This window comes from Antarctobacter heliothermus, from assembly GCF_002237555.1.
GTDB classification, from domain to species: domain Bacteria; phylum Pseudomonadota; class Alphaproteobacteria; order Rhodobacterales; family Rhodobacteraceae; genus Antarctobacter; species Antarctobacter heliothermus_B.
The window spans coordinates 69,107-87,404 of record NZ_CP022541.1; the positions used below are offsets into that span (position 1 = coordinate 69,107).

The 18,298-nt window shown below is 61.7% G+C and carries 14 protein-coding genes and 5 pseudogenes; 11 read left to right on the top strand and 8 right to left on the bottom strand.

Features of this window, described 5'->3' with window-relative positions:
- Positions 1-109: 109 nt before the first annotated feature.
- Together ANTHELSMS3_RS22790 and ANTHELSMS3_RS22795 are read right to left on the bottom strand one after the other, a co-directional pair.
- A pseudogene (locus ANTHELSMS3_RS22790) lies at positions 110-1,666 on the bottom strand (ISL3 family transposase).
- A gap of 180 nt (positions 1,667-1,846) precedes the next feature.
- Positions 1,847-2,190, bottom strand: a pseudogene (locus ANTHELSMS3_RS22795) (transposase zinc-binding domain-containing protein); the annotation flags it as partial.
- A gap of 19 nt (positions 2,191-2,209) precedes the next feature.
- Here ANTHELSMS3_RS22795 and ANTHELSMS3_RS26630 point away from each other — a divergent pair.
- The 5 genes and pseudogenes from ANTHELSMS3_RS26630 (at position 2,210) to ANTHELSMS3_RS22820 (ending at position 7,138) form a co-directional block, all read left to right on the top strand.
- Positions 2,210-2,918, top strand: a pseudogene (locus ANTHELSMS3_RS26630) (IS6 family transposase).
- 617 nt (positions 2,919-3,535) lie between these two features.
- Positions 3,536-4,522 carry a TRAP transporter substrate-binding protein gene (locus ANTHELSMS3_RS22805; RefSeq protein ID WP_157733625.1) on the top strand — a complete coding sequence of 329 codons (987 nt, stop codon included), beginning with the start codon at positions 3,536-3,538 and terminating at the stop codon, positions 4,520-4,522.
- A 13-nt stretch (positions 4,523-4,535) separates the two neighbouring features.
- Complete coding sequence (locus ANTHELSMS3_RS22810) at positions 4,536-5,033, top strand: TRAP transporter small permease (protein WP_094037357.1); 498 nt, start codon at positions 4,536-4,538, stop codon at positions 5,031-5,033.
- On the top strand, positions 5,030-6,313 hold the full coding sequence (locus ANTHELSMS3_RS22815; RefSeq protein WP_094037358.1) for a TRAP transporter large permease: 1,284 nt from the start codon (positions 5,030-5,032) through the stop codon (positions 6,311-6,313). Before ANTHELSMS3_RS22810 ends, ANTHELSMS3_RS22815 begins: the two co-directional genes overlap by 4 nt.
- An 18-nt stretch (positions 6,314-6,331) precedes the next feature.
- A complete protein-coding gene (locus ANTHELSMS3_RS22820; protein ID WP_094037359.1) occupies positions 6,332-7,138 on the top strand; it encodes an SDR family NAD(P)-dependent oxidoreductase in 807 nt (268 codons plus the stop codon).
- A gap of 9 nt (positions 7,139-7,147) precedes the next feature.
- Here ANTHELSMS3_RS22820 and ANTHELSMS3_RS22825 read toward each other — a convergent pair whose 3' ends face one another.
- From ANTHELSMS3_RS22825 to dctP, 3 genes are read right to left on the bottom strand one after another with little or no spacing between them, the layout of a single operon-like run.
- Positions 7,148-8,461 carry a TRAP transporter large permease gene (locus tag ANTHELSMS3_RS22825; RefSeq protein WP_094037360.1) on the bottom strand — a complete coding sequence of 438 codons (1,314 nt, stop codon included), beginning with the start codon at positions 8,459-8,461 and terminating at the stop codon, positions 7,148-7,150.
- Positions 8,451-8,927 carry a TRAP transporter small permease subunit gene (locus ANTHELSMS3_RS22830; protein ID WP_094037361.1) on the bottom strand — a complete coding sequence of 159 codons (477 nt, stop codon included), beginning with the start codon at positions 8,925-8,927 and terminating at the stop codon, positions 8,451-8,453. Before ANTHELSMS3_RS22830 ends, ANTHELSMS3_RS22825 begins: the two co-directional genes overlap by 11 nt.
- A 25-nt stretch (positions 8,928-8,952) precedes the next feature.
- Complete coding sequence (dctP, locus tag ANTHELSMS3_RS22835; protein WP_094037362.1) at positions 8,953-9,981, bottom strand: TRAP transporter substrate-binding protein DctP; 1,029 nt, start codon at positions 9,979-9,981, stop codon at positions 8,953-8,955.
- Positions 9,982-10,090: 109 nt separating this feature from the next.
- On the opposite strand from dctP, the gene ANTHELSMS3_RS22840 reads away from it, so the two are divergent.
- The gene (locus ANTHELSMS3_RS22840) at positions 10,091-10,585 is read left to right on the top strand and encodes a nuclear transport factor 2 family protein (protein ID WP_094037363.1); all 495 of its coding nucleotides are present in this window, start codon (positions 10,091-10,093) and stop codon (positions 10,583-10,585) included.
- Positions 10,586-10,588: 3 nt separating this feature from the next.
- Here the strand turns inward: ANTHELSMS3_RS22840 and ANTHELSMS3_RS26635 are convergent.
- Positions 10,589-10,711 (bottom strand): annotated as a pseudogene (locus tag ANTHELSMS3_RS26635) (DDE-type integrase/transposase/recombinase); the annotation flags it as partial.
- Between the two features lie 79 nt (positions 10,712-10,790).
- Here ANTHELSMS3_RS26635 and ANTHELSMS3_RS22850 point away from each other — a divergent pair.
- Entirely contained in the window at positions 10,791-11,819 is a 1,029-nt protein-coding gene (locus tag ANTHELSMS3_RS22850) for an IS110 family transposase (protein WP_094034167.1), read from the top strand.
- Positions 11,820-12,125: 306 nt separating this feature from the next.
- On the opposite strand, the pseudogene ANTHELSMS3_RS22860 reads toward ANTHELSMS3_RS22850, so the two are convergent.
- Together ANTHELSMS3_RS22860 and ANTHELSMS3_RS22865 are read right to left on the bottom strand one after the other, a co-directional pair.
- A pseudogene (locus ANTHELSMS3_RS22860) lies at positions 12,126-12,832 on the bottom strand (IS5 family transposase); the annotation flags it as partial.
- 110 nt (positions 12,833-12,942) lie between these two features.
- Positions 12,943-14,532 carry an ABC transporter substrate-binding protein gene (locus ANTHELSMS3_RS22865; RefSeq protein ID WP_094037364.1) on the bottom strand — a complete coding sequence of 530 codons (1,590 nt, stop codon included), beginning with the start codon at positions 14,530-14,532 and terminating at the stop codon, positions 12,943-12,945.
- A gap of 226 nt (positions 14,533-14,758) precedes the next feature.
- Between ANTHELSMS3_RS22865 and ANTHELSMS3_RS22870 the strand changes: the two genes are divergently transcribed.
- The 4 genes from ANTHELSMS3_RS22870 to ANTHELSMS3_RS22885 are packed head-to-tail and all read left to right on the top strand — an operon-like array spanning position 14,759 to position 18,262.
- Positions 14,759-15,769: an ABC transporter permease gene (locus ANTHELSMS3_RS22870; protein WP_254694983.1), complete on the top strand. Its 1,011-nt coding sequence runs from the start codon at positions 14,759-14,761 to the stop codon at positions 15,767-15,769.
- Complete coding sequence (locus ANTHELSMS3_RS22875) at positions 15,769-16,671, top strand: ABC transporter permease (protein WP_198319969.1); 903 nt, start codon at positions 15,769-15,771, stop codon at positions 16,669-16,671. Before ANTHELSMS3_RS22870 ends, ANTHELSMS3_RS22875 begins: the two co-directional genes overlap by 1 nt.
- Entirely contained in the window at positions 16,671-17,504 is an 834-nt protein-coding gene (locus ANTHELSMS3_RS22880) for an ABC transporter ATP-binding protein (protein ID WP_094037367.1), read from the top strand. The genes ANTHELSMS3_RS22875 and ANTHELSMS3_RS22880 overlap by 1 nt, the downstream gene beginning before the upstream one ends.
- Positions 17,501-18,262 (top strand): ABC transporter ATP-binding protein, encoded by a 762-nt coding sequence (locus ANTHELSMS3_RS22885; RefSeq protein WP_094037368.1) that lies wholly within the window; start codon positions 17,501-17,503, stop codon positions 18,260-18,262. Before ANTHELSMS3_RS22880 ends, ANTHELSMS3_RS22885 begins: the two co-directional genes overlap by 4 nt.
- The last annotated feature ends 36 nt before the right edge of the window (positions 18,263-18,298 follow it).

The window sequence follows — 18,298 nt, forward strand, 5'->3', positions numbered from 1 at the left end:
GGGCTACACCGCATCGGGCCAGCTACCCATGCGCTCGACGGGGGTCATTTTGGGATGCCGATAGGGGGTCAAGATTGGGCTCTGACTCAAAGTTGATGCACCTTCTCAACTATGATGCCGCGACAAGCCGAGCCTTGAGCAGGTCGATATTCGCGCGACCATACATCTGGCGTTTCAGCGTCTTCAGGCGATTGATCTGGCCCTCGGTCTGCCCGTTCGACCAAGGTTCCCGCAGCGCGGCGGCAACTGCGGCCTAGTCGCTACGAAGGCCACCGGCGAAGGATGAGAGCATGCTGTCCTCGGCTTCGTCGAGCCAGACGGCCAGGGCATTCTCACGGGCGTTTCGCACCATGTCAGTGAATCGGTCGGTCAGTTCCCGGGCGGTTGCCAGAGCTGGTAGTGCCGCTTCGATCCGCGCGACCTGGATTGCATCGGCACGGGTTAGATGATCTCGTCCCATGGTCAGGAGCCGCGCAATCCTTCGGGCAGGTGGCGACTTTCTTATTCCGGACGGCACCGCTTGTTCGGCGCGGCGCTGGCGTGTCGCCCACTCGCCGACGACCCGGAGACTGCCTTGAATTCCATCAGCCCGTAACCGGCGCCAGAGTTCTGCGCCATTACGGCATCCGCCGCTCCACTCCCGTTCCAGCCGAGGCAACCAAGCGGTCAAGCTGCTCTCGCGGATGCGGAAAACATCTTCTCGCTCACCTCGGATGATTTGGCGGACCAAGCCGCGGCTCAGCCCGGTCAGGCGCACAATCCGTTTGATGGGAACACCCTCGTCGGCCAGTCGGCGGACCATGTGGTTGGTCTGCTGGCGCCTTTGAAAACCCTCGAATTGCAGCCTTTCCGCTGCCGTCAATAGTCTCGGATCGAGGGTCTCTACCCCGATAGCCTTGCGAATGGCTGGCATGTTCCGCTGCACGGCGGCCAGGAAGGCGGCACCTGCATTCTCTAACAGATGCCAACGATCCGCGACTTGAACCGCGTCCGGCCGGGCACGCGCGGTGGCACCGCCGTAGCCACCGTTGCGATCACGGGCAACAACCTCGATTCCGGGACGCGCGCGGAGCCACGCTTCCACAGTGGCGGGCTCCCGGTCGGGCAGCAGATCGATGACCTTCCGCCGTTCGAGATCGCAGATCAGCGTGCCGTAGCGCTGTCCCTTCCGCCATGCCCAGTCGTCGATACCCACCACGCGGGGGTCCGCGACAGCCCACTCGGTCTTCGCCCGAACGCTGCGCAGGAACGTATCTTTGCTCACCGGCAGCAAAAGCCGTCCGGCAAGCGCCTGCGCGGGGCGCCCACCGAGAGCAATGCCGATGTGACGCACCAGTTCCTGCAATCGCGACGTCCGGCGCGCATGTGGCCGCGTGACATCAGGCGGGACCCGTTCTGAAAAAATCTTCGCTGGGCAACCTACAGCGTGGCAACGAAATCGACGAACCAGCAACACCAGTTCAACTTCTCGACCATGGGCGGGGAGATCGGCTGGCCGACGCCAATACTTGCTGTGGACATGACGAGAGACCGTGCCGCAGCGGGGACATGCTGCCGAGGCATCCAGGGAACGGGCGTGGACCCGGATCCTGTTGCCATCAAGCTCAACCTGGTCGGCCTTCAACCCTGCCGGTAGAAAATCTCGTCGCGAAAACCATGAACCCATCGGCAACCTCCATCAAGCTCGCCGAGATATAGCGTTCTGGCAACTCAATTGCACCAAATGCGCGACAGAGCCAAAATTGCACGCCGATTGACACATGGCGGGCAGATCGGCGTCGCGAGGGACGATCAGGCGATCTTTCCGCATCTGCTCGCCGACGGAAGCCATCCGGGTGACCTCGACGCCTGCCATGGTCACGCCTCGGATGTGCGGGTGGTGGATTAGCGCCGATCCCCAGGTGTGCAGCACGCTGGTCATCCCAACCTTCACGCGCATGGGCTTGGAATCTGCCGCGATGGTTATGATCGTTTTCCGCAGATGCCCTGCCGGCGGAGACCGCGCACTTGTTCCAATAGGCGATCTGCGCGATCTCCGCCGGCAGCGTGAAGACCACGTGGAAATACTCAACGGGCAACAGGTCCTCGGCGCGCGCTTCCATCCAGTCCCGCACTGCCGGTCCTTGGCGCTTGCGGGCACATCGGGACTGTTGCGTTGGCGCACGGTCTACCGGGATAGTGTCGGTGTCCGCTATGTATGGAGTCCGTCATGCGCCGTGATCCGTTCAAGGGCCACAGTTTTCCGCGAGACATTATCCTGCTCGCCGTTCGCTGGTACTGTCGTTTTCCCCTGTCCTACGCCTATGTCCGCGACCTGCTAACGGAGCGAGGGATCGACGTGGACCGGTCTACGCTGTACCGCTGGGTTCAGAAATTCGGGCCCGAGATCGCCCGCCGTGCCTACAAACACAAAAGCTGGCGTGACTTGAATTGGCCCGGTCGATGAAACCTACATTCGTGTTGATGGAAAGTGGCGCTACTTGTGGCGCGCCGTCGACCAGGAGGGTCAGTTCATCGATTTCAGGCTAACGGCCAGGCGCGACGCGAGAGCGGCCAAGGCCTTTCTCAAACAGGCTATCGAGCGCGTGCGTCTCTACCGGCCCGTCACCATCTGCACTGACAAGGCGCCCGGGTATCGCAAGGTCATTCAGGGTCTGAATCATCGCTACGATCCGCATTTTTACAGCATCCGACATGTTGATCGGAAATGGCGGAACAATTGTATCGAAAGCGATCATGCGGCGCTCAAGCGCCTACTCGGAACTCGGCAATCGTTCCGGTCCCTACGGACAGCCAAAGCAACGCTCATGGGCATCGAGACGATCCGATCCATCAAGAACGGCCACATCGCAAACAAGGCCGCGGGCGTCCTAGGCGAGATCTCCTTTGTCCGGGATCTGTTCGGCGAAGCGGCATAACGAAATGACACACCGTCCTTCTCTGCACTTGCTCGCCTAACGCAACAGTCCCATTGGAACTACGTCAATCCGGTGTGAACGGCGCACCGCTTGCCGTGCAGCTTGGGCGCGTCAACAACATGACAAAGTCCCGCGCCGGGTTTGCCGGATGCTCTAACTCTTGTGTAGGTTGGAGCATCAAGAGTAAGAGAACGAATTGCCCAACGCGCAAGTCCGGGAAGGAGCGCCCAACCGGCTTTTTTCGCGGTGACACACTAGGGCGACCGGCCAAAGGGCTCCAACACTTGGGTCGGCCATAAGGTCTTGCGCAAGCCCGCTTGACCCGATCCGTCAGCGCCGTGAACTTGGTTTGCCAGTTTGAGTCCACCCTCATATTCGTCTCGATCGCTCTCTTTTTTGTGGATCGATAGTGACCCACTGCGGCGCGTTGATGCCGTCGGGGGCCGGTCAATGCATCAGGGCCAATTGGCCTCCTGAAACACATCGGCGGCGACGCAAAGGCTTCCCTGCATCAAAATTAGCATCGGCTCTTTGCGAGCAGGGCGGAGAGTGAAAAATGTATAGACAGCGAACTTTTGTTCACATAGCGTCACAAGATCATTTCAGAGGATATCTCCGTGACCAAGCTCCAGACCCTCCGCACCTCCCTCCGGCACCTGGCCACCGCTGGCCTTGTCGCGACGCTCACCTGTTCTGCGGCATTCGCCGAAACGACGCTGCGCTTCGCTCATTTTTCGGTCGTGGACGACCCAAACCACCGCGCGGTGGAGGCCTTGGCAGCAATGGTGGCCGAGGCTACGGAGGGTGAGGTGGCGATCCGCATTTCGCCCAATTCGCAGTTGGGCGGTGAGGTCGATGTCGTCGAGGGTATCCTGCTGGGCACCATCGACATGGCGCCCCCCTCGGCGGCGGTTCTTGCCAACTGGGTGCCTGAGATGAACGTGCTGAACATGCCGTTCATCTTTCGCGACTGGGATCATTACACCAGCGTCCTGAACGGCCCGATCTTTGATGAACTCAGCGCCGCCGCCGCCCCCAAAGGCATCCGGCTGCTGGGCTTTATGACGTCGGGTCCGCGCCACATCATGGGCCGGATGCCAGTGAATTCGATCGACGATCTGGCGGGACGCAAGGTGCGCACGGTGCAAAACCCTGTTCACGTTGCCACCTTCAACGCCTTTGGGGCGAATGCCACGGCGATCGCCTACCCCGAGGTCTACAGCGCCCTGCAGACCGGTGTCGTGGACGGGGCAGATGCCGCCAACACCAACTACTACACCCAGAAGTTTTACGAGGTTGCCCCCCATTGGGCGCAGGTCAGCTGGCTATTCTACACCAACCCCATCGTCATATCCGAGCGCAAGTTCCAGAAGCTGAGCGAAGTGCAGCAAGCAGCGCTGCTTGAGGCCGGGCGCAAGGCGGGGCAAGATCAACAGGCGGACTGGAAGGCCACGGATGCAAGCCTGCTGGACGTGTTGAAGGAAAACGGCGTCACCGTGACCACCCCGGATGCGGCCCCCTTCCGCGCCGCAGCGCAAGAGGTCTATGACGAATTCCTGGCCACGGACGCGCAGAAACAGCTTTTGCTGCTGATCACTAAGTGATTGCGCCGCACTGATGACACAGCTGCTCTCGCTGATCCGCAAGATCTCCACCGGCCTGTCCGTTCTGTTCTATGGCTACATGGTATTGGCCGTTCTGGTGCAGGTGCTGGGCCGCTATGTCCTGCCGTTCAATGTCGGCAACGCGGTGGAAACGGCCGCCTTCGCTCAGGTCTGGTTGGCCTGCATCGGGGCGGGCCTCGCCATGCGGCACGGCGCCATCTTTGCGGTGGACGCGCTGCCGGCGATGTTGCCGCAGTGGGCGGCACGGGTGGTTTCGCTGCTGATTGCGGCGGGATCACTCATTTTTCTGGCGGTCCTGATCTATGGCGGCACCATCCTGATGCAACATGGGTTCTTCCAGACATCGCCGACCCTGCTGTTGCCTATGTGGCCGGTTTTTGCGGCGGTTCCCGTGGGTATGGGGGTCATGGCGATTGAGGTCGTCGCCCGTGTCGTCGAACGCTGGCACGATCCTTTCGGCAATCCTTTCGATCAGGCGGATGTGGCATGAGTCTCTTTGGTGGCATGGCTATGCTGCTGCTTGCGGGCGGCGTGCCGATTTTCTTTGTGCTGGGGCTAACCGCGCTGGTGGCGGTGTTATACGCCGATCTGCCGTTGGTTCTGCTGGCGCATCGGTTCTACTCGGGGCTGAACAGTTTCACCCTGATGGCGATCCCTTTCTTCATTCTGGCTGGCCTTTTGATGGATGCCGGCGGGTTGTCGCGCCGGATCGTGGATTTTTCCATGGCGCTGATTGGCTGGGTCACGGGCAGCCTGCTGATGGTGGCCATCGTCGCTGCTACGGCACTGGCGGCAATGTCCGGGTCGGGCAGCGCCGATACCGCCGCAGTATCGGCTGTGCTCCAGCCCGAGTTGCGCCGACGCGGCTACAACGTGGATTTCGCCGCAGCGCTGATTTCTGTCTCTGGCACGCTGGCGCAGGTGATCCCGCCCAGCCTGATGCTGGTGCTGATCGGGGTGATCAACAACCAGTCTATCGGCGCGCTGTTCATGGCCGGGATTCTGCCCGGACTGCTGGTGCTTCCGGGGCTGTTCTTCATCGCCCATCGCCATGCCGTGCAGGGTGGACCGCAGTACCGCGCCACCGAGAGCTTTGATCTGCGTCTGCTTGGGCGGCGCTTTGTGCTGGCGCTCCCCGCCTTCGGGCTGGGCGTGATCATCATGGGCGGTATCCTTGGCGGCATATTTACCGCGACCGAGGCCGCCGGTGTGGCGGTCGGTTATGCGCTGTTTGTCGGGGCGTTCATCTACCGCGAGCTCACCTGGGCGCGGCTCTGGAAAGCCATGGTGCAGGCCAGCGCCTTTACCTCTGGCATTCTGATTCTGGTCGCTGCCGCGACGACCTTCAACTGGCTGATCGCCGATGCGGGGGTGCCGGCGCTCATCGCCGCGTGGTTCGAGGCCAACGTCAACAATGTCTGGGCCTTCTTGCTGATCGTTAACGTCCTGTTGATGGGGTTGGGCATGGTGATGGAGAGTTTGGCCATCATCCTGCTGCTCAGCCCGATCCTGTTGCCCATCGCCGTAGGCTATGGACTGGACCCGGTGCATTTCAGTGTGGTGGTGGTATTCAACTGTGCCATCGGCATGGTGACGCCGCCTCTGGGCGGGGCCGTCTTTGTTGCCGCGACCATCGCGCGGCGGCCCTTTCTGGCGGTTGTGCGCCATGTGCTGAAGCCTTGGGCCTGGATGACAATTGTCCTGCTTCTAATCGCTTTTATCCCCGGCATTTCACTGCTGTTGCCAGGACTGGCCGGATACCTTGATTGAACGCCCGGAGGGCCTGATATGCACGATGACTCCCTGTTGGACGATACCTCGGGGGCGCTGAAGGGCCGGGTGGCCATCGTCACTGGCGGGGCCTCGGGGATCGGGCGGGCGACGGTAGAGCGCTTTGCCCGCGAGGGCGCCCATGTGATCTGTGCGGACCTCGACGGTGGGGCGGCAACAGCGCTGGCAAGCGATCTTTGTGGTCAGGGGCTGTCGGTGTCCGGATTGGCCGTCGATGTGACCGAAGAGGCGTCCGTCACCCGGATGCGGGATGCGGCGCTGGAACAGCACGGCAGGATCGACACGGTGATCGCCAATGCCGGGGTCATGGTCGAGGGCGATCTGATGACGCTTTCGCTGCAGGACTGGACGCGGGCAATGACGGTCAACGCCACGGGCAGTTTCCTGACGGCGCGGGCGGTGATGCCGCAGCTGATTGAAAATGCAGGAACTTTGGTTTTCACGGCCTCGACCGTGGGGTTGGCAGGGATGAAGGGCGTGGCGGCCTATTCCGCCAGCAAGGGTGCGGTCGTGGCCCTGACCCGGCAACTGGCGGCGGAATACGCTGACAGGGGCGTGCGGGTGAATGCCGTGGCCCCGGGGGCCGTGCGCACCCCCCTGTCGGAATCCCAGTTCCGCGCCCGCGCCAGAGACGACGCGCATTTCGACGACCTGCTGGAACAAGTCATCGGTCGCTACCCCTTGGCCCGCTGGGGTCAGCCCGGGGAAATTGCCCGGGTGATGCTGTTCCTCGCCTCTGCCCAGTCATCTTGGATGACCGGGCAGATCATTCCCGTCGAGGGCGGGCTGTTGGAGCTGCGCTGAGGCTTTGCCTCAGTTCAGCATCGCTGGCAGCCAGAGGGCCAGCCCCGGAAAGGCCACGACCAGCGCCAGAACGACCACCTGCAACCCGACGAAGGGCCAGATCGAGGCAAAGATCTCTGACAGGGTCACATCCGGGGGCGCGACGCTTTTGAGGTAGAAGGCCGAGGCACCGATCGGCGGGGTCAGATAGGCGATCTGCATGCTGATGCAGAAGATCACGCCGAACCAGATCGGATCGAAGCCGAGACCTTCGACCACCGGCAGGAAGACCGGCATGGTCAGGATGGCAATCCCGATCCAGTCCATGACCATCCCCAGCAAGAACAAGAGGAACAGGATCACCAGAATGATCCCCATGGGCGGCAGATCTACGCTGCCGATCAGTCCTGCGAGGTAGTTCACGCCCCCCGACAGGGAATAGATGCTGATCAGCGCATTGGCCCCAAGAAACACCCAGAGCACCGGCCCAATGGCCCGCCCGGTCTGCAGGATCGTGTGGTGCACGTCCGACAGGCGGAAATTACCCGAGATGGTCACCGCCAAAAGCGCGCCTGCGACACCGATGGCTGCGGCCTCGGTGGGGGCGGCGATGCCAAAGTAGATCGACCCGAGCACCCCGAGGATGATCAGCGCCGGCAGGATCAGCCCGGTGCCAAGCGCCAGCTTCTCGCCCAATGGCATCTCTATCTCCTCGCGCGTGGGTGGCGGGGCAAGGGCAGGCTGCAGAGAGGCGCGAATCACGATGTATCCGGCATAGCTCAGCGCCATAAGGACGCCGGGCACAAAGGCGGCGGCAAAGAGTTGGGCAATGGATTCCCCAGCGATCAACCCGAAGAACACCAGCACCAGGCTGGGCGGGATCATCGCGCCCAGGGATCCGCTGGCGCAGATCACCCCGAGGGTCAGCCGTTTGTCATAGCCGCGCGCCAGCATGGCCGGCATGGCGACAAGGCCCAGGGTAATGATCTCGGCCCCGACGATGCCCACCATGGCGGCCATGATCGCCCCGGCAAAGACACAGCCGACGCCCATGCCCCCCGGCAGCCGCGCCGACCAGATGTGCAGCACGGTGAATAGCCGCGCGGCAATGCCGCCGCGTTCCATAAGCACGCCCATGAGAATGAACAGCGGTACGGCGATCAGAACATAGTTGGTTGAGGCATCGTACAGACGGTTGGCGATCAGAAGAACGCTGTTGAAGCCGAACATCGACATCCCGAGGATGATCGCGGTGCTGAGCGTGGCAATGGCCAGCGGGATGCCGATGGCGATGAAGAAGAACAAGAACCCCAGAACGAGGATCGTCGCGCTCTCAGGACCCATTGCGCGACCTCAGATCTTTTATGAAATGGACGATGGCTTGCAGAGTGAATAATCCTATCGCTATGACCAGCACCACCTTGAGGATGGTGGGCGAGGGGGTGTTGAGATTGCTGCCCGTGCGTTCGGTGATCGACACGGCTTTCATCGCCTGATGCAGCGCCCAATAGCCGATCATCGCGCAGACGACCGCCACCACCGCCCGTTCGAACAGCGACAGCAGCCACTGTATCCGTAGCGGCAGCTTTTCCGACAACACGGTGATGCGGATGTGGGTTTGCGTGGCATAGGCCTGCGGCCCGGCCATGAGGTAGTGAACCGAGGCCAGCATGACGACCACCTCGATCGTCCACTGGCTGGGTGCGTTAAAGAAGTAGCGGGCGCAGACTTCGCCGAAGGTGAGCACGGCAATCACCGCATAGACATAGGACAGGCCATCGCCCAAGCGGCGGATCGCGGTCGTAATCATCTTGAAAATCCTGCGCCCAGTTTTTTTACAGCAGACCTTGATCGGTGAGGAAGGCCTTGTGCGCCTCGATCACCTTCTTGGCCAGCGGGCTTTTCTCGGCCCATTCGTCCCAGACCTCGATGGCCACCTCGCGGTAGGCGGCGCGATCCTCGGGCGAAAGATCAAAGACAGTCAGCCCCATCTCGTCGACCTTTTTCATCACTTCGCGGTCACCGCGCATCGCGTTCATCACGTTGCGCACCATGACATCACGCATGTTGGTTTCCAGAACGGACTGGATGTCTGCGGGCAGTTCGGCCCAACGGTCAGCATTGACCGAGAAATCCCAGATGCCGTTGGAGTGGGGGCTGTTGGCGAGGGTGTAGTTTACGATGTCGTAATCCCCGACAGAAGCGTTGTAAGAGAGCGAGCCGTCATCGGCGGCATCGATCACGCCTTTTTCAAGCGCGGAGAAGACCTCGGTCTGGGGCATTACGATCGGCACCGCGCCGAACCGTTCCCAGATCAGCGATCCCATGCCCGGCGGGGTGCGCAGCTTGACGCCTTCGAAATCGCTCCAGCTTTCCAGCGGCACGCGCGAGGGAACGGCCTCCCAGGATCCGGTGCCGACGCCGATCGTGAACAAGCCCTGTTCGGCATAGGCTTCGCGAACCAGATCAAGACCGCCGGCGAAATACATGAATTCCACGGTCTGGAACCGGTCGTCATAAGCGCCGGGAATATCGCCCAGCGGGGCAAAGCCGGGATCGATGCCCGCATAGACCGAAGGATAAGAGATATGCCCGTCAACGATCCCGATCCTGACGGAATCCAGCGTCTGGCTCAGTGCAACGACGGCACCCGCCGGCAGAACTTCGATCTTGAGCCGGCCTGAGGTCTGCGTTTCGACCCGCTCTGCCATCTCCAGAACGCTGTCATAAAGATCATTGCCCGGCAGCCAGCCCGTCTGAACGCGCCAGGTGATCGTCTCCTGCGCCAGACCCTGCTGCGCGGCCCCGACCGTCAGGATAGTTGCTGTTAGTCCCGCAAGAACCGACCGTTTGGTGACTGTCATAACCCGGAATCCCTTTTCGTTGTTTTCTATTCTTGCTATGCACAATACGAACAAAAGTTCGCATGGCAACTTTTAATTTCCTTTGGAATCCGTCCCCCGTGGAGGCACGATGACTGAGGACTATCTTTTGGACCTGATCGCGCGGCAGCGCATAGAAACCGTGCTGATTGACTATTGCGCCCACCTTGATCGGATGGATCTGGCCGCCTTGGGCGCGCTATTCACCACCGATTGCCGGGTAATCTATGGGGACAGTCCGGCCCTGCGGTCAGAGGGGCGTGCGGCGCTAGAGACATCGCTTGCACGGATGTGGCGCTGGCAGCGTACAGCGCATCACTTGTCGAACGTCAGGATACGTTTTCAGGGGGACGCGACGGCCGAGGCCGAAAGCTGTGTCCTGGCTTGGCACGAGGCACCGGACGGACACACGGCGACGCTCTATGGCCGTTACATTGACCGTCTGGTGCAGCGGCAAGGGCACTGGCTGATCGCAGAGCGGAGGATGGAGATGAACGGGTCGGACAGCGGCTTTCGCCTGCCTCTTCCCCCGGCGCCCCGCGCCAGCCCACCTGCAGGATGGCAAGTGCCCGAAGGCCTGGACTGAACCTGCGGCCCCATCGCGCCGCGCGGTGGGGCGGACATCGACCAACTTGCCGTTTGCGTCGATGGCACGCCAGAGGTGGCGCCACTTACCACCCACGCGGACATGGGTTTCATTGTCGTGCCAGTCGGCTCTGATGATGTAACCGCCCCCCGACGGCATCTGTGTGCCAAGGTGGGTCTGTGAGGATCCACAAAGGGGAGCGGTCATGTCGGAGATTATCACGGTCGGAGTCGATCTGGCAAAGAATGTGTTTCAGGTGCATGGCGCTGATGCGTCGGGTCGTGCAGTTCTGCGCAAGAAGCTGAGGAGAATGCAGGTGTTGGAGTTCTTCAGCCAGCTGCCGCCTTGCATTGTCGCGATGGAAGCATGCGGCAGCGCCCACTTTTGGGGGCGCGAGATCGGCAAATTGGGGCATGACATTCGGCTGATCCCACCTGCTTACGTCAAGCCCTTCGTCAAGCGCCAGAAAAACGATGCGGCAGATGCCGAGGCTATTTGTGAAGCGGCAGTTCGCCCAACCATGCGTTTTGTGCCGGTGAAGAGCGAAGAGACCCAAGGCGCGGCGATGATCTTCCGCGTACGGGAATTGCTGATCCGGCAGCGGACACAGGCGATCAATGCCCTACGTGGCCACCTGACTGAATTCGGGCAGATCGTGCCGCAGGGGGCGGCCAACGCGTCAAAACTCATCGCCATCGTTGAGAACCCGGACAGCAGCATACCCACCGATGCCATCGCCACTTTGAAGGTGCTGGTTCTGGCACTCGCCCACCTCGAGGCAGAGATTGGGAAGTTGGATGCCGAGATCGCCCGCCGGGCAAAAGAGAATGACGTGGCCCGACGGCTGATGACTATCCCGGGCATTGGTCCACTTATCGCCACGGCCATCGCGGTGTTGGCCCCGCCGCCCGAGACTTTCCGTAAGGCCCGAGACTTTGCGGCATGGCTTGGTCTAGTGCCACGACAGCATTCGACCGGTGGCAAGCAACGGCTCGGGGCCACGACCCGAATGGGCGAACGATCTTTGCGACGCTTGCTCATCATCGGGGCTAACAGCGTCATCATAAAGCGGCATGTCCACGCGGCGGCCAAGCCCGGCACCTGGCTTGGCCGCATGCTGACGCACAAGCCACCAATGTTGGTGCGGGTGGCGCTGGCGAACAAAATGGCGCGCATCGTTTGGGCCCTGATGGCCCGAGGTGGCGTCTACAAAGCTCCGGCCGTGGCGGTGTAAGCCGTCAGGGGCGCGAGGACGTCGGAGCGGAAGAGGGCAAGGAGCAGTTTGGCGCAATCGTCGTGAGACGGGATTGGGAGAACCAGTGTGCAACAGAGTGCCTTCGAGCACGCGGCTTTGATCTGGACCCGACCCTCGAACACCATACGGGCCCGCGGCACGAAGATGGCCGCACACGAGGCCGGATACATGTCAGCACCCGATGACGCGACAAAATCAGCTCTGAAAATATCTCTTGCGCAAGGGGCGGTTATACATGTTGCGCAAAGGAGGAGAGGGCCGCACCTCCCCTGTCCCCAGACGCACTTATCCCATGGGCTCTGTGACAGGTATGCCGAGCGCGGTGTAGCCGTTTAGCACGGCGGCGCGGATCTGGAGTTCGGCGACCTGGCGATCGAAGTCGCGTGCCATTAGGCTCTGCCCCAGCAGCTTCACGCAGTGCATCTTCGTCTCGGCGCGGCTTCGGCGGTGATAACCGGTCCATTTTCGCCAGATGGCGCGGCCGAGGTATTTCGAGGCGCGCAGCGCCTCGTTTCTGGCGATCGCGCCAGCCGTCGATGGCTTCCAGGGCCTGCCGTTCTTGCGTGGCGGTATGACAGCATCGGCGCCTCGGTCTGCGACGGCGTCGTGGCACCTGCGCGTGTCGTAGGCTCCGTCTGCCGTGACCGAGCAGATCTCCACATCAGCGGGGATCTGGTCAAGGAGCTCGGGCAGCATGGGTGCGTCACCGACATTTCTGCCGGTGATCTCGATGGCCCGGATCTCCAGCGTTTGTTCAATGACGCCGATGTGGATCTTGCGCCACAGACGGCTTTTCGCGCCACCGTGCTTGCGGGCGTGCCATTCGCCTTCGCCCTCCGCCTTGGTGCCGGTGCTGTCCACTGCCCGGCAGTGCATTGCGCAGCAATGTCACGAGAGGGGATCAGCAGGTTCAGCGGCCCCTGCGAGCCCCGGTAGGGAATGGTTACGGCCAAGGTCTTCTGCCGCCGACTCAGAGTGCTGAAATCCGGCACCGTCACCAACCCGCTGCCGCATGACCAATCCCCCCACGTAGTAGAAAAAAAACCGCGACCCGAAGGCCGCGGTTCAAGTGGCCCCGAGAGTCGGGGCACAGGGAGCAAGATCAGTTCTTTTCGACCAGGCGGTAGAACACGAGGTCAGAGCTTGCGCCATGCACATAGCCGGAAACATCCGCATCCATGCCAATCTGCAGCGTGGCCTGGAACATCATCACAAAGGGAGCCTTGGCCTGAACGTCCTTTTGCAGGCTGAGATACATCTCTTCACGCTTGGCCGGGTCGCTTTCGGTCAGCGCCGCCATCGTGCGTTCGTTCATCTCTTTGGACACGGCCCAGGCGTTGCGCCATGTGGTAGTCGAGGCATAGCCGTCGTCTGAGTTGTCCTTGTTGTAGGCAAACGCCTTGGCGTTCGAATGTGGGTCGTTAAAGTCCGGTCCCCAGTACAACATGATCGCCTCATGTTCGCGCGCGCGGTATTTGGTGATGATCGCAGCGGTGGTGCCCGGAACGATGTCCAGATGAATGTCCGCCTCGGCAAAGCTGGCCTGGATCGACTGTGCCACATCGGTGAAGGGAGCAAAGTTGAACACATCCATTTCGACGTTGATCGGCAATTCGACACCCGCGTCCGCGAGGATCTGCTTGGCCTTTTCCGGGTCATAGCTGAACGGAGTTTCCTCGAGCGCGCCGGGGAACCCTTTGGGCCAGAATGCCTGATGCACTTCCATCTGACCTTTGAGCAGCGTATCGGTCAGACCTTTGTAGTCGATCAGGTAGCGCGACGCTTCCCACAGTGCTTCGGACTGAAGGGCGGGGACCTTTTGGTTGAACGAGATGAAGTGGACGGCAGCTTGTGGGAAGACACCAACCTGAAACCCGTCTTCGGGCAGGGCGGCGATCTGTTCCGGCGTCATGTTGCGCGCGATGTCTACGTCGCCTTGCTCTAGCAGCAACTGTTGTGTCGCGGCCTCTGCCACATGGCGAATGATGATCTGGTCCATCTTGGGACCGTCCTTGAAATAGTCCTTGTTGGCGGCAAGGCGCAGCATTTCGGCCGGACGGTACATCTGCAGGGTAAAGGCACCAGAGCCCGCGCTGTTGGTGTTCAGCCAGGCGTTGCCCATGTCGCCATCGACCTCATTGGACATGACCAGTTGACTGTCGACAATCGATGCGGGACGGGCGGCCAGCACGTTCATCACGAAGGCCGGGGAAAAGTCGCCTTCGTACTTCAGGACCACGGTATTCCCGTCGCCGGTGACCATCTGGTCGATGTTGTCAGCAGTCCAGCCCAGTTGAGTCAGGATAAAGGCCGGGTTCTTGTTCAGCGCCACGACGCGTTTGAAGCTATAGATCACATCGGCGGGGGTGACCGGGTTGCCAGAGTGAAAGGTCACGCCGTCGCGCAGGTCAAAGGTGATGGTGCGTGTCTCTGCGTCCATCTCCCAGCTTTCAGCAAGACCGCCGACCAGTTTGGTCGTGTCCTCTGCATCGAACTGCACAAGCCGGTCATAGACGTTGGCCATGTATTCGCTGGAGGTGAATTCATACGCCTGTGCCGGGTCCAGCGCGACGATGTCGTCGATGTTCTGGGCCACAACAAGGATATTGTCGGGCGTCTCTGCCAAGGCGGGCGCACCCAGCAGAGCAAGGGCCGATAGGGCCGCCGCAACATGCCTGAGGGAGTGTTTCATAGGATGATCTCCTGTTGGTCAAAGAGTGCCGCGTTAAGGGCGCGGCTGTTGTTTTCACGGGCCGAGGGACCGGGGTTCCGTAAAATATTTTTACTGTAAGCAGAATGACCTTTACATGAAAAGAACTTTTGTTCGTAATGCGTACAGTCTGAGTGCTACACGATAGGAGATCGCAGTTTTGTCGGGTGATTTGTCCGAACCTGCCCATTTCATGACCACTCGCGCGATGGATGTGGCCGTCGGTGTGGCCAGATTCACGTTGGTGACGGGGATGACCTTTCTTGGTCTGCTCGCCATCACCTTCTTTATCGGGCGGGTGGTGCCGATTGATCCGGTGGTCGCCATCGTTGGCGATCGTGCCAGCCAGGAGGTCTATGAGGCCACACGAACCGCGATGGGTCTGGACAAGCCGCTGATGACGCAATTCGCCATCTATGTGCGCGACGTGGTGACAGGGGATCTGGGGGTCTCTCTGACCACCGGCCGGCCTGTGGTCGAAGATCTGATCCGGTTCTTTCCTGCGACGATCGAAATGGCGACGGCGGGTATCCTAATCGGCGTGCTGCTAGGCGTGCCGATGGGGGTGATTGCCGCCGCGCGGGCGGGCAGTTGGCTGGATCAGGGCATTCGCGTGCTGGGTCTGCTCGGCTATGCGGTGCCTGCGTTTTGGATGGGACTGGTGGGTCTGGCGGTGTTCTATGCCGGGCTGGGCTGGGTCGCGGGGCCGGGGCGGATCGACATTTTCTATGACGGATTGGTGCCGACGGTGACGGGGCTGTTAACGGTGGATGCGCTGCTGGCCGGAGACTGGACGATCTTTGTGAACGCCGTGTCGCACCTGGTCCTGCCCGCCGCGATCCTTGGCTTTTTCAGCCTTGCCTATATCGCGCGAATGACGCGCAGTTTCATGCTGGACCAACTGGCGCAGGAATTTGTGACCACCGCCCGCGTCAAGGGCGTGAGCGAGCGGGCGGTGATCTGGAAACACGCGTTCTACCCGATCCGGGTGCAACTGGTGACGGTGATCGGCCTGTCTTATGCGGTGTTGCTAGAGGGGTCGGTCATGGTGGAAATCGTGTTTTCCTGGCCCGGCATCGGCAACTACCTTACCACGGCGCTGTTGCGTGCCGACATGGCGGCGGTGCTGGGGGCAACGATCCTGATCGGGACGGTGTTCATCGTGATCAACCGCTTGTCTGACCTGCTGTACCGCGTCTTTGACCCGAGGAGCCGCTGATGTCCGTGATCGACTGGCTGACAGAGGACGCCCCCGCGTCACGGTTGCAGGCGCAGGCTGGACAGCTTTGGGCCATCGCACGGGCCTTTGCGCGCAACCCGCTGGCGATGTTGGGGGCGGTGATCATCGGGGTACTAATATTCGTGGCGATCTTTGCGCCGTGGCTGGCGCCCTATTCGCCGGTGGGGCAGAACCTTGGCGCGCGGCTGTTGCCGCCGTCGGCGGAACATTGGATGGGCACCGATGAACTGGGCCGCGACATCCTGAGCCGCATCCTGCACGGTGCGCGGATCACGCTGGTGATCGTGGTCATGGTGGCGATGATATCAGCCCCCTTGGGGCTGCTCATCGGGGCAGTTGCGGGTTACTTTGGTGGCTGGGTGGACCGGGTGCTGATGGCGCTGACGGATGTGTTTCTGTCGCTGCCGAAACTGATCATGGCGCTGGCCTTTGTGGCCGCGCTGGGGGCAGGGCTGCAAAATGCGATCATCGCCATCGCGGTGACGGCATGGCCCGCCTATGCACGGATCGCGCGGGCCGAAACGCTGACATTCAGGAATGCCGAGTTCATTGCCGCTACGCGGTTGCAGGGGGCGTCGCACCTGCGGATCATCGGGGTGCATGTGATCCCGCTCTGCCTGTCCTCCACTATCATCCGGGTGACGTTGGACATGGCGGGGATCATCCTGACGGCTGCCGGTCTGGGCTTTCTGGGCCTTGGCGCGCAGCCGCCCTTGCCGGAATGGGGGGCGATGATTTCGCGTGGGCGGTCGTTCATCCTTGATCAATGGTGGGTGGCGACGATGCCGGGCTTTGCCATCATCATCGTGTCGCTGGGCTTCTGTTTCCTCGGGGACGGGCTGCGCGACGTGCTGGACCCGCGCCAGCGGGAGGGCCGCTGATGGCGCCGCTGCTGGAACTCAAGAACCTGCGCGTCAGCTTTCCGGGGCCGCGCGGCCCGGTTGAGGTGGTGCGCGGCGTGTCGTTTGACCTTGGCCGGGAACGGCTGGGGATCGTCGGCGAAAGCGGGTCAGGCAAGTCGCTGACCGGGCGGGCGATCCTGCGGCTGTTGCGGCCCCCGGCGCGTGTCTCGGTCGATCATTTGCGATTTGACGGGCAGGATCTGATGGCGATGAATGACCGCCAGATGCGCAGCATCCGGGGCGCGCGGATCAGCATGGTGATGCAAGACCCGCGCTATTCGCTGAATCCGGTGATCACGGTGGGTGAGCAGATCGCCGAGGCGCTGCGCGTCCATGCGCGTATCCCGCGCCGTGAGATCCGCGCCCGCGTGCGCGACATGCTGGAAAAGGTCCGCATCCATGACCCGGAGCGGGTGATGCGGCTGTATCCACATGAGGTGTCCGGCGGCATGGGCCAGCGGGTGATGATTGCCATGATGCTGATCCCCAAGCCAGATATCCTGATCGCCGATGAGCCGACCAGCGCACTGGATGTCAGCGTTCAGGCGCAGGTGCTGGACCTGATAGAGGACATGATTGCGGAGAATGGCATGGGGTTGATCCTGATTTCGCATGATCTGGACCTTGTGGCGCGGTACTGCGACCGGGTGCTGGTTATGAATCAGGGCGAGGTGGTCGAGGAACTGGCCGGCGGCGCGCTGCACGCGGCAAAGCATCCATATACGCGCGGCTTGCTGGATGCGGTGCCGCGCATGGATGAGACGCGCAAGTTCCTGCCGGTCTTGGATCGCAGCGCGGGGAAGGGCACATGACGGACGCGCTGAACATCGAAAACCTGTTTGTGCGCTATGGCCGTGTTGACGTGGTGCAGGACGTGTCAATCCGGGTGGCGCAGGGCGAAAGCTATGCGCTGGTGGGCGAAAGCGGGTCGGGCAAGTCGACGATCCTGCGCGCGGTGGTCGGCATGGCCCCTGACTGGCGCGGGCAGATCCATCTGGACGGGACGGCACGCGGCGACATCGGGCAGGGAGCCTTTGCCCGCCATTGCCAGATGGTGTTTCAGGATCCCTATGCCTCGCTCCATCCGCGCCGGACGGTGGATGCCACGCTGTCGGAACCGTTGCGCATCCACGGCATCGGCGACCGCGCCACTCGGGTGGTTGAGATGATGCAGGCGGTAGGGCTGGACCCGCGTTATCGCTTTCGGTTTCCGCATCAGTTGTCGGGTGGTCAGCGACAGCGGGTGGCGATTGCCCGTGCGCTGATGCTGGATCCGAAACTGTTGTTGCTGGATGAACCGACCAGCGCGCTGGATGTCAGCGTGCAGGCCGAGATCCTGAACCTGCTGGTGCGCCTGCGCGATGAACGCGGGCTGACCTATGTGCTGGTGACGCATTCGCTGCCGGTGGTCAGTTTCCTGTGTGACCGGCTGGGCGTGCTGCACAAAGGCCAGTTGGTTGAGGAAGGCGATGTCGGATTGCTGCAAACTGGAGACTTCCGTGAGACCTATTCACAAGAACTGTACGCCGCCAGTCTGGGGGCCGGGGATCGGGTGCGCCATGCGGGATAGGTCGATTTTAAGGGTGAACTGCCGATATGTTGTGGT

Coding starts and splice junctions, on each gene's coding strand:
- ANTHELSMS3_RS22810 (WP_094037357.1), top strand. CDS start 4,536: ATGACACAGCTGCTCTCGCTGATCCGCAAGATCTCCACCGGCCTGTCC.
- ANTHELSMS3_RS22815 (WP_094037358.1), top strand. CDS start 5,030: ATGAGTCTCTTTGGTGGCATGGCTATGCTGCTGCTTGCGGGCGGCGTG.
- ANTHELSMS3_RS22820 (WP_094037359.1), top strand. CDS start 6,332: ATGCACGATGACTCCCTGTTGGACGATACCTCGGGGGCGCTGAAGGGC.
- ANTHELSMS3_RS22825 (WP_094037360.1), bottom strand. CDS start 8,461: ATGGGTCCTGAGAGCGCGACGATCCTCGTTCTGGGGTTCTTGTTCTTC.
- ANTHELSMS3_RS22830 (WP_094037361.1), bottom strand. CDS start 8,927: ATGATTACGACCGCGATCCGCCGCTTGGGCGATGGCCTGTCCTATGTC.
- dctP (WP_094037362.1), bottom strand. CDS start 9,981: ATGACAGTCACCAAACGGTCGGTTCTTGCGGGACTAACAGCAACTATC.
- ANTHELSMS3_RS22840 (WP_094037363.1), top strand. CDS start 10,091: ATGACTGAGGACTATCTTTTGGACCTGATCGCGCGGCAGCGCATAGAA.
- ANTHELSMS3_RS22850 (WP_094034167.1), top strand. CDS start 10,791: ATGTCGGAGATTATCACGGTCGGAGTCGATCTGGCAAAGAATGTGTTT.
- ANTHELSMS3_RS22865 (WP_094037364.1), bottom strand. CDS start 14,532: ATGAAACACTCCCTCAGGCATGTTGCGGCGGCCCTATCGGCCCTTGCT.
- ANTHELSMS3_RS22870 (WP_254694983.1), top strand. CDS start 14,759: ATGGATGTGGCCGTCGGTGTGGCCAGATTCACGTTGGTGACGGGGATG.
- ANTHELSMS3_RS22875 (WP_198319969.1), top strand. CDS start 15,769: ATGTCCGTGATCGACTGGCTGACAGAGGACGCCCCCGCGTCACGGTTG.
- ANTHELSMS3_RS22880 (WP_094037367.1), top strand. CDS start 16,671: ATGGCGCCGCTGCTGGAACTCAAGAACCTGCGCGTCAGCTTTCCGGGG.
- ANTHELSMS3_RS22885 (WP_094037368.1), top strand. CDS start 17,501: ATGACGGACGCGCTGAACATCGAAAACCTGTTTGTGCGCTATGGCCGT.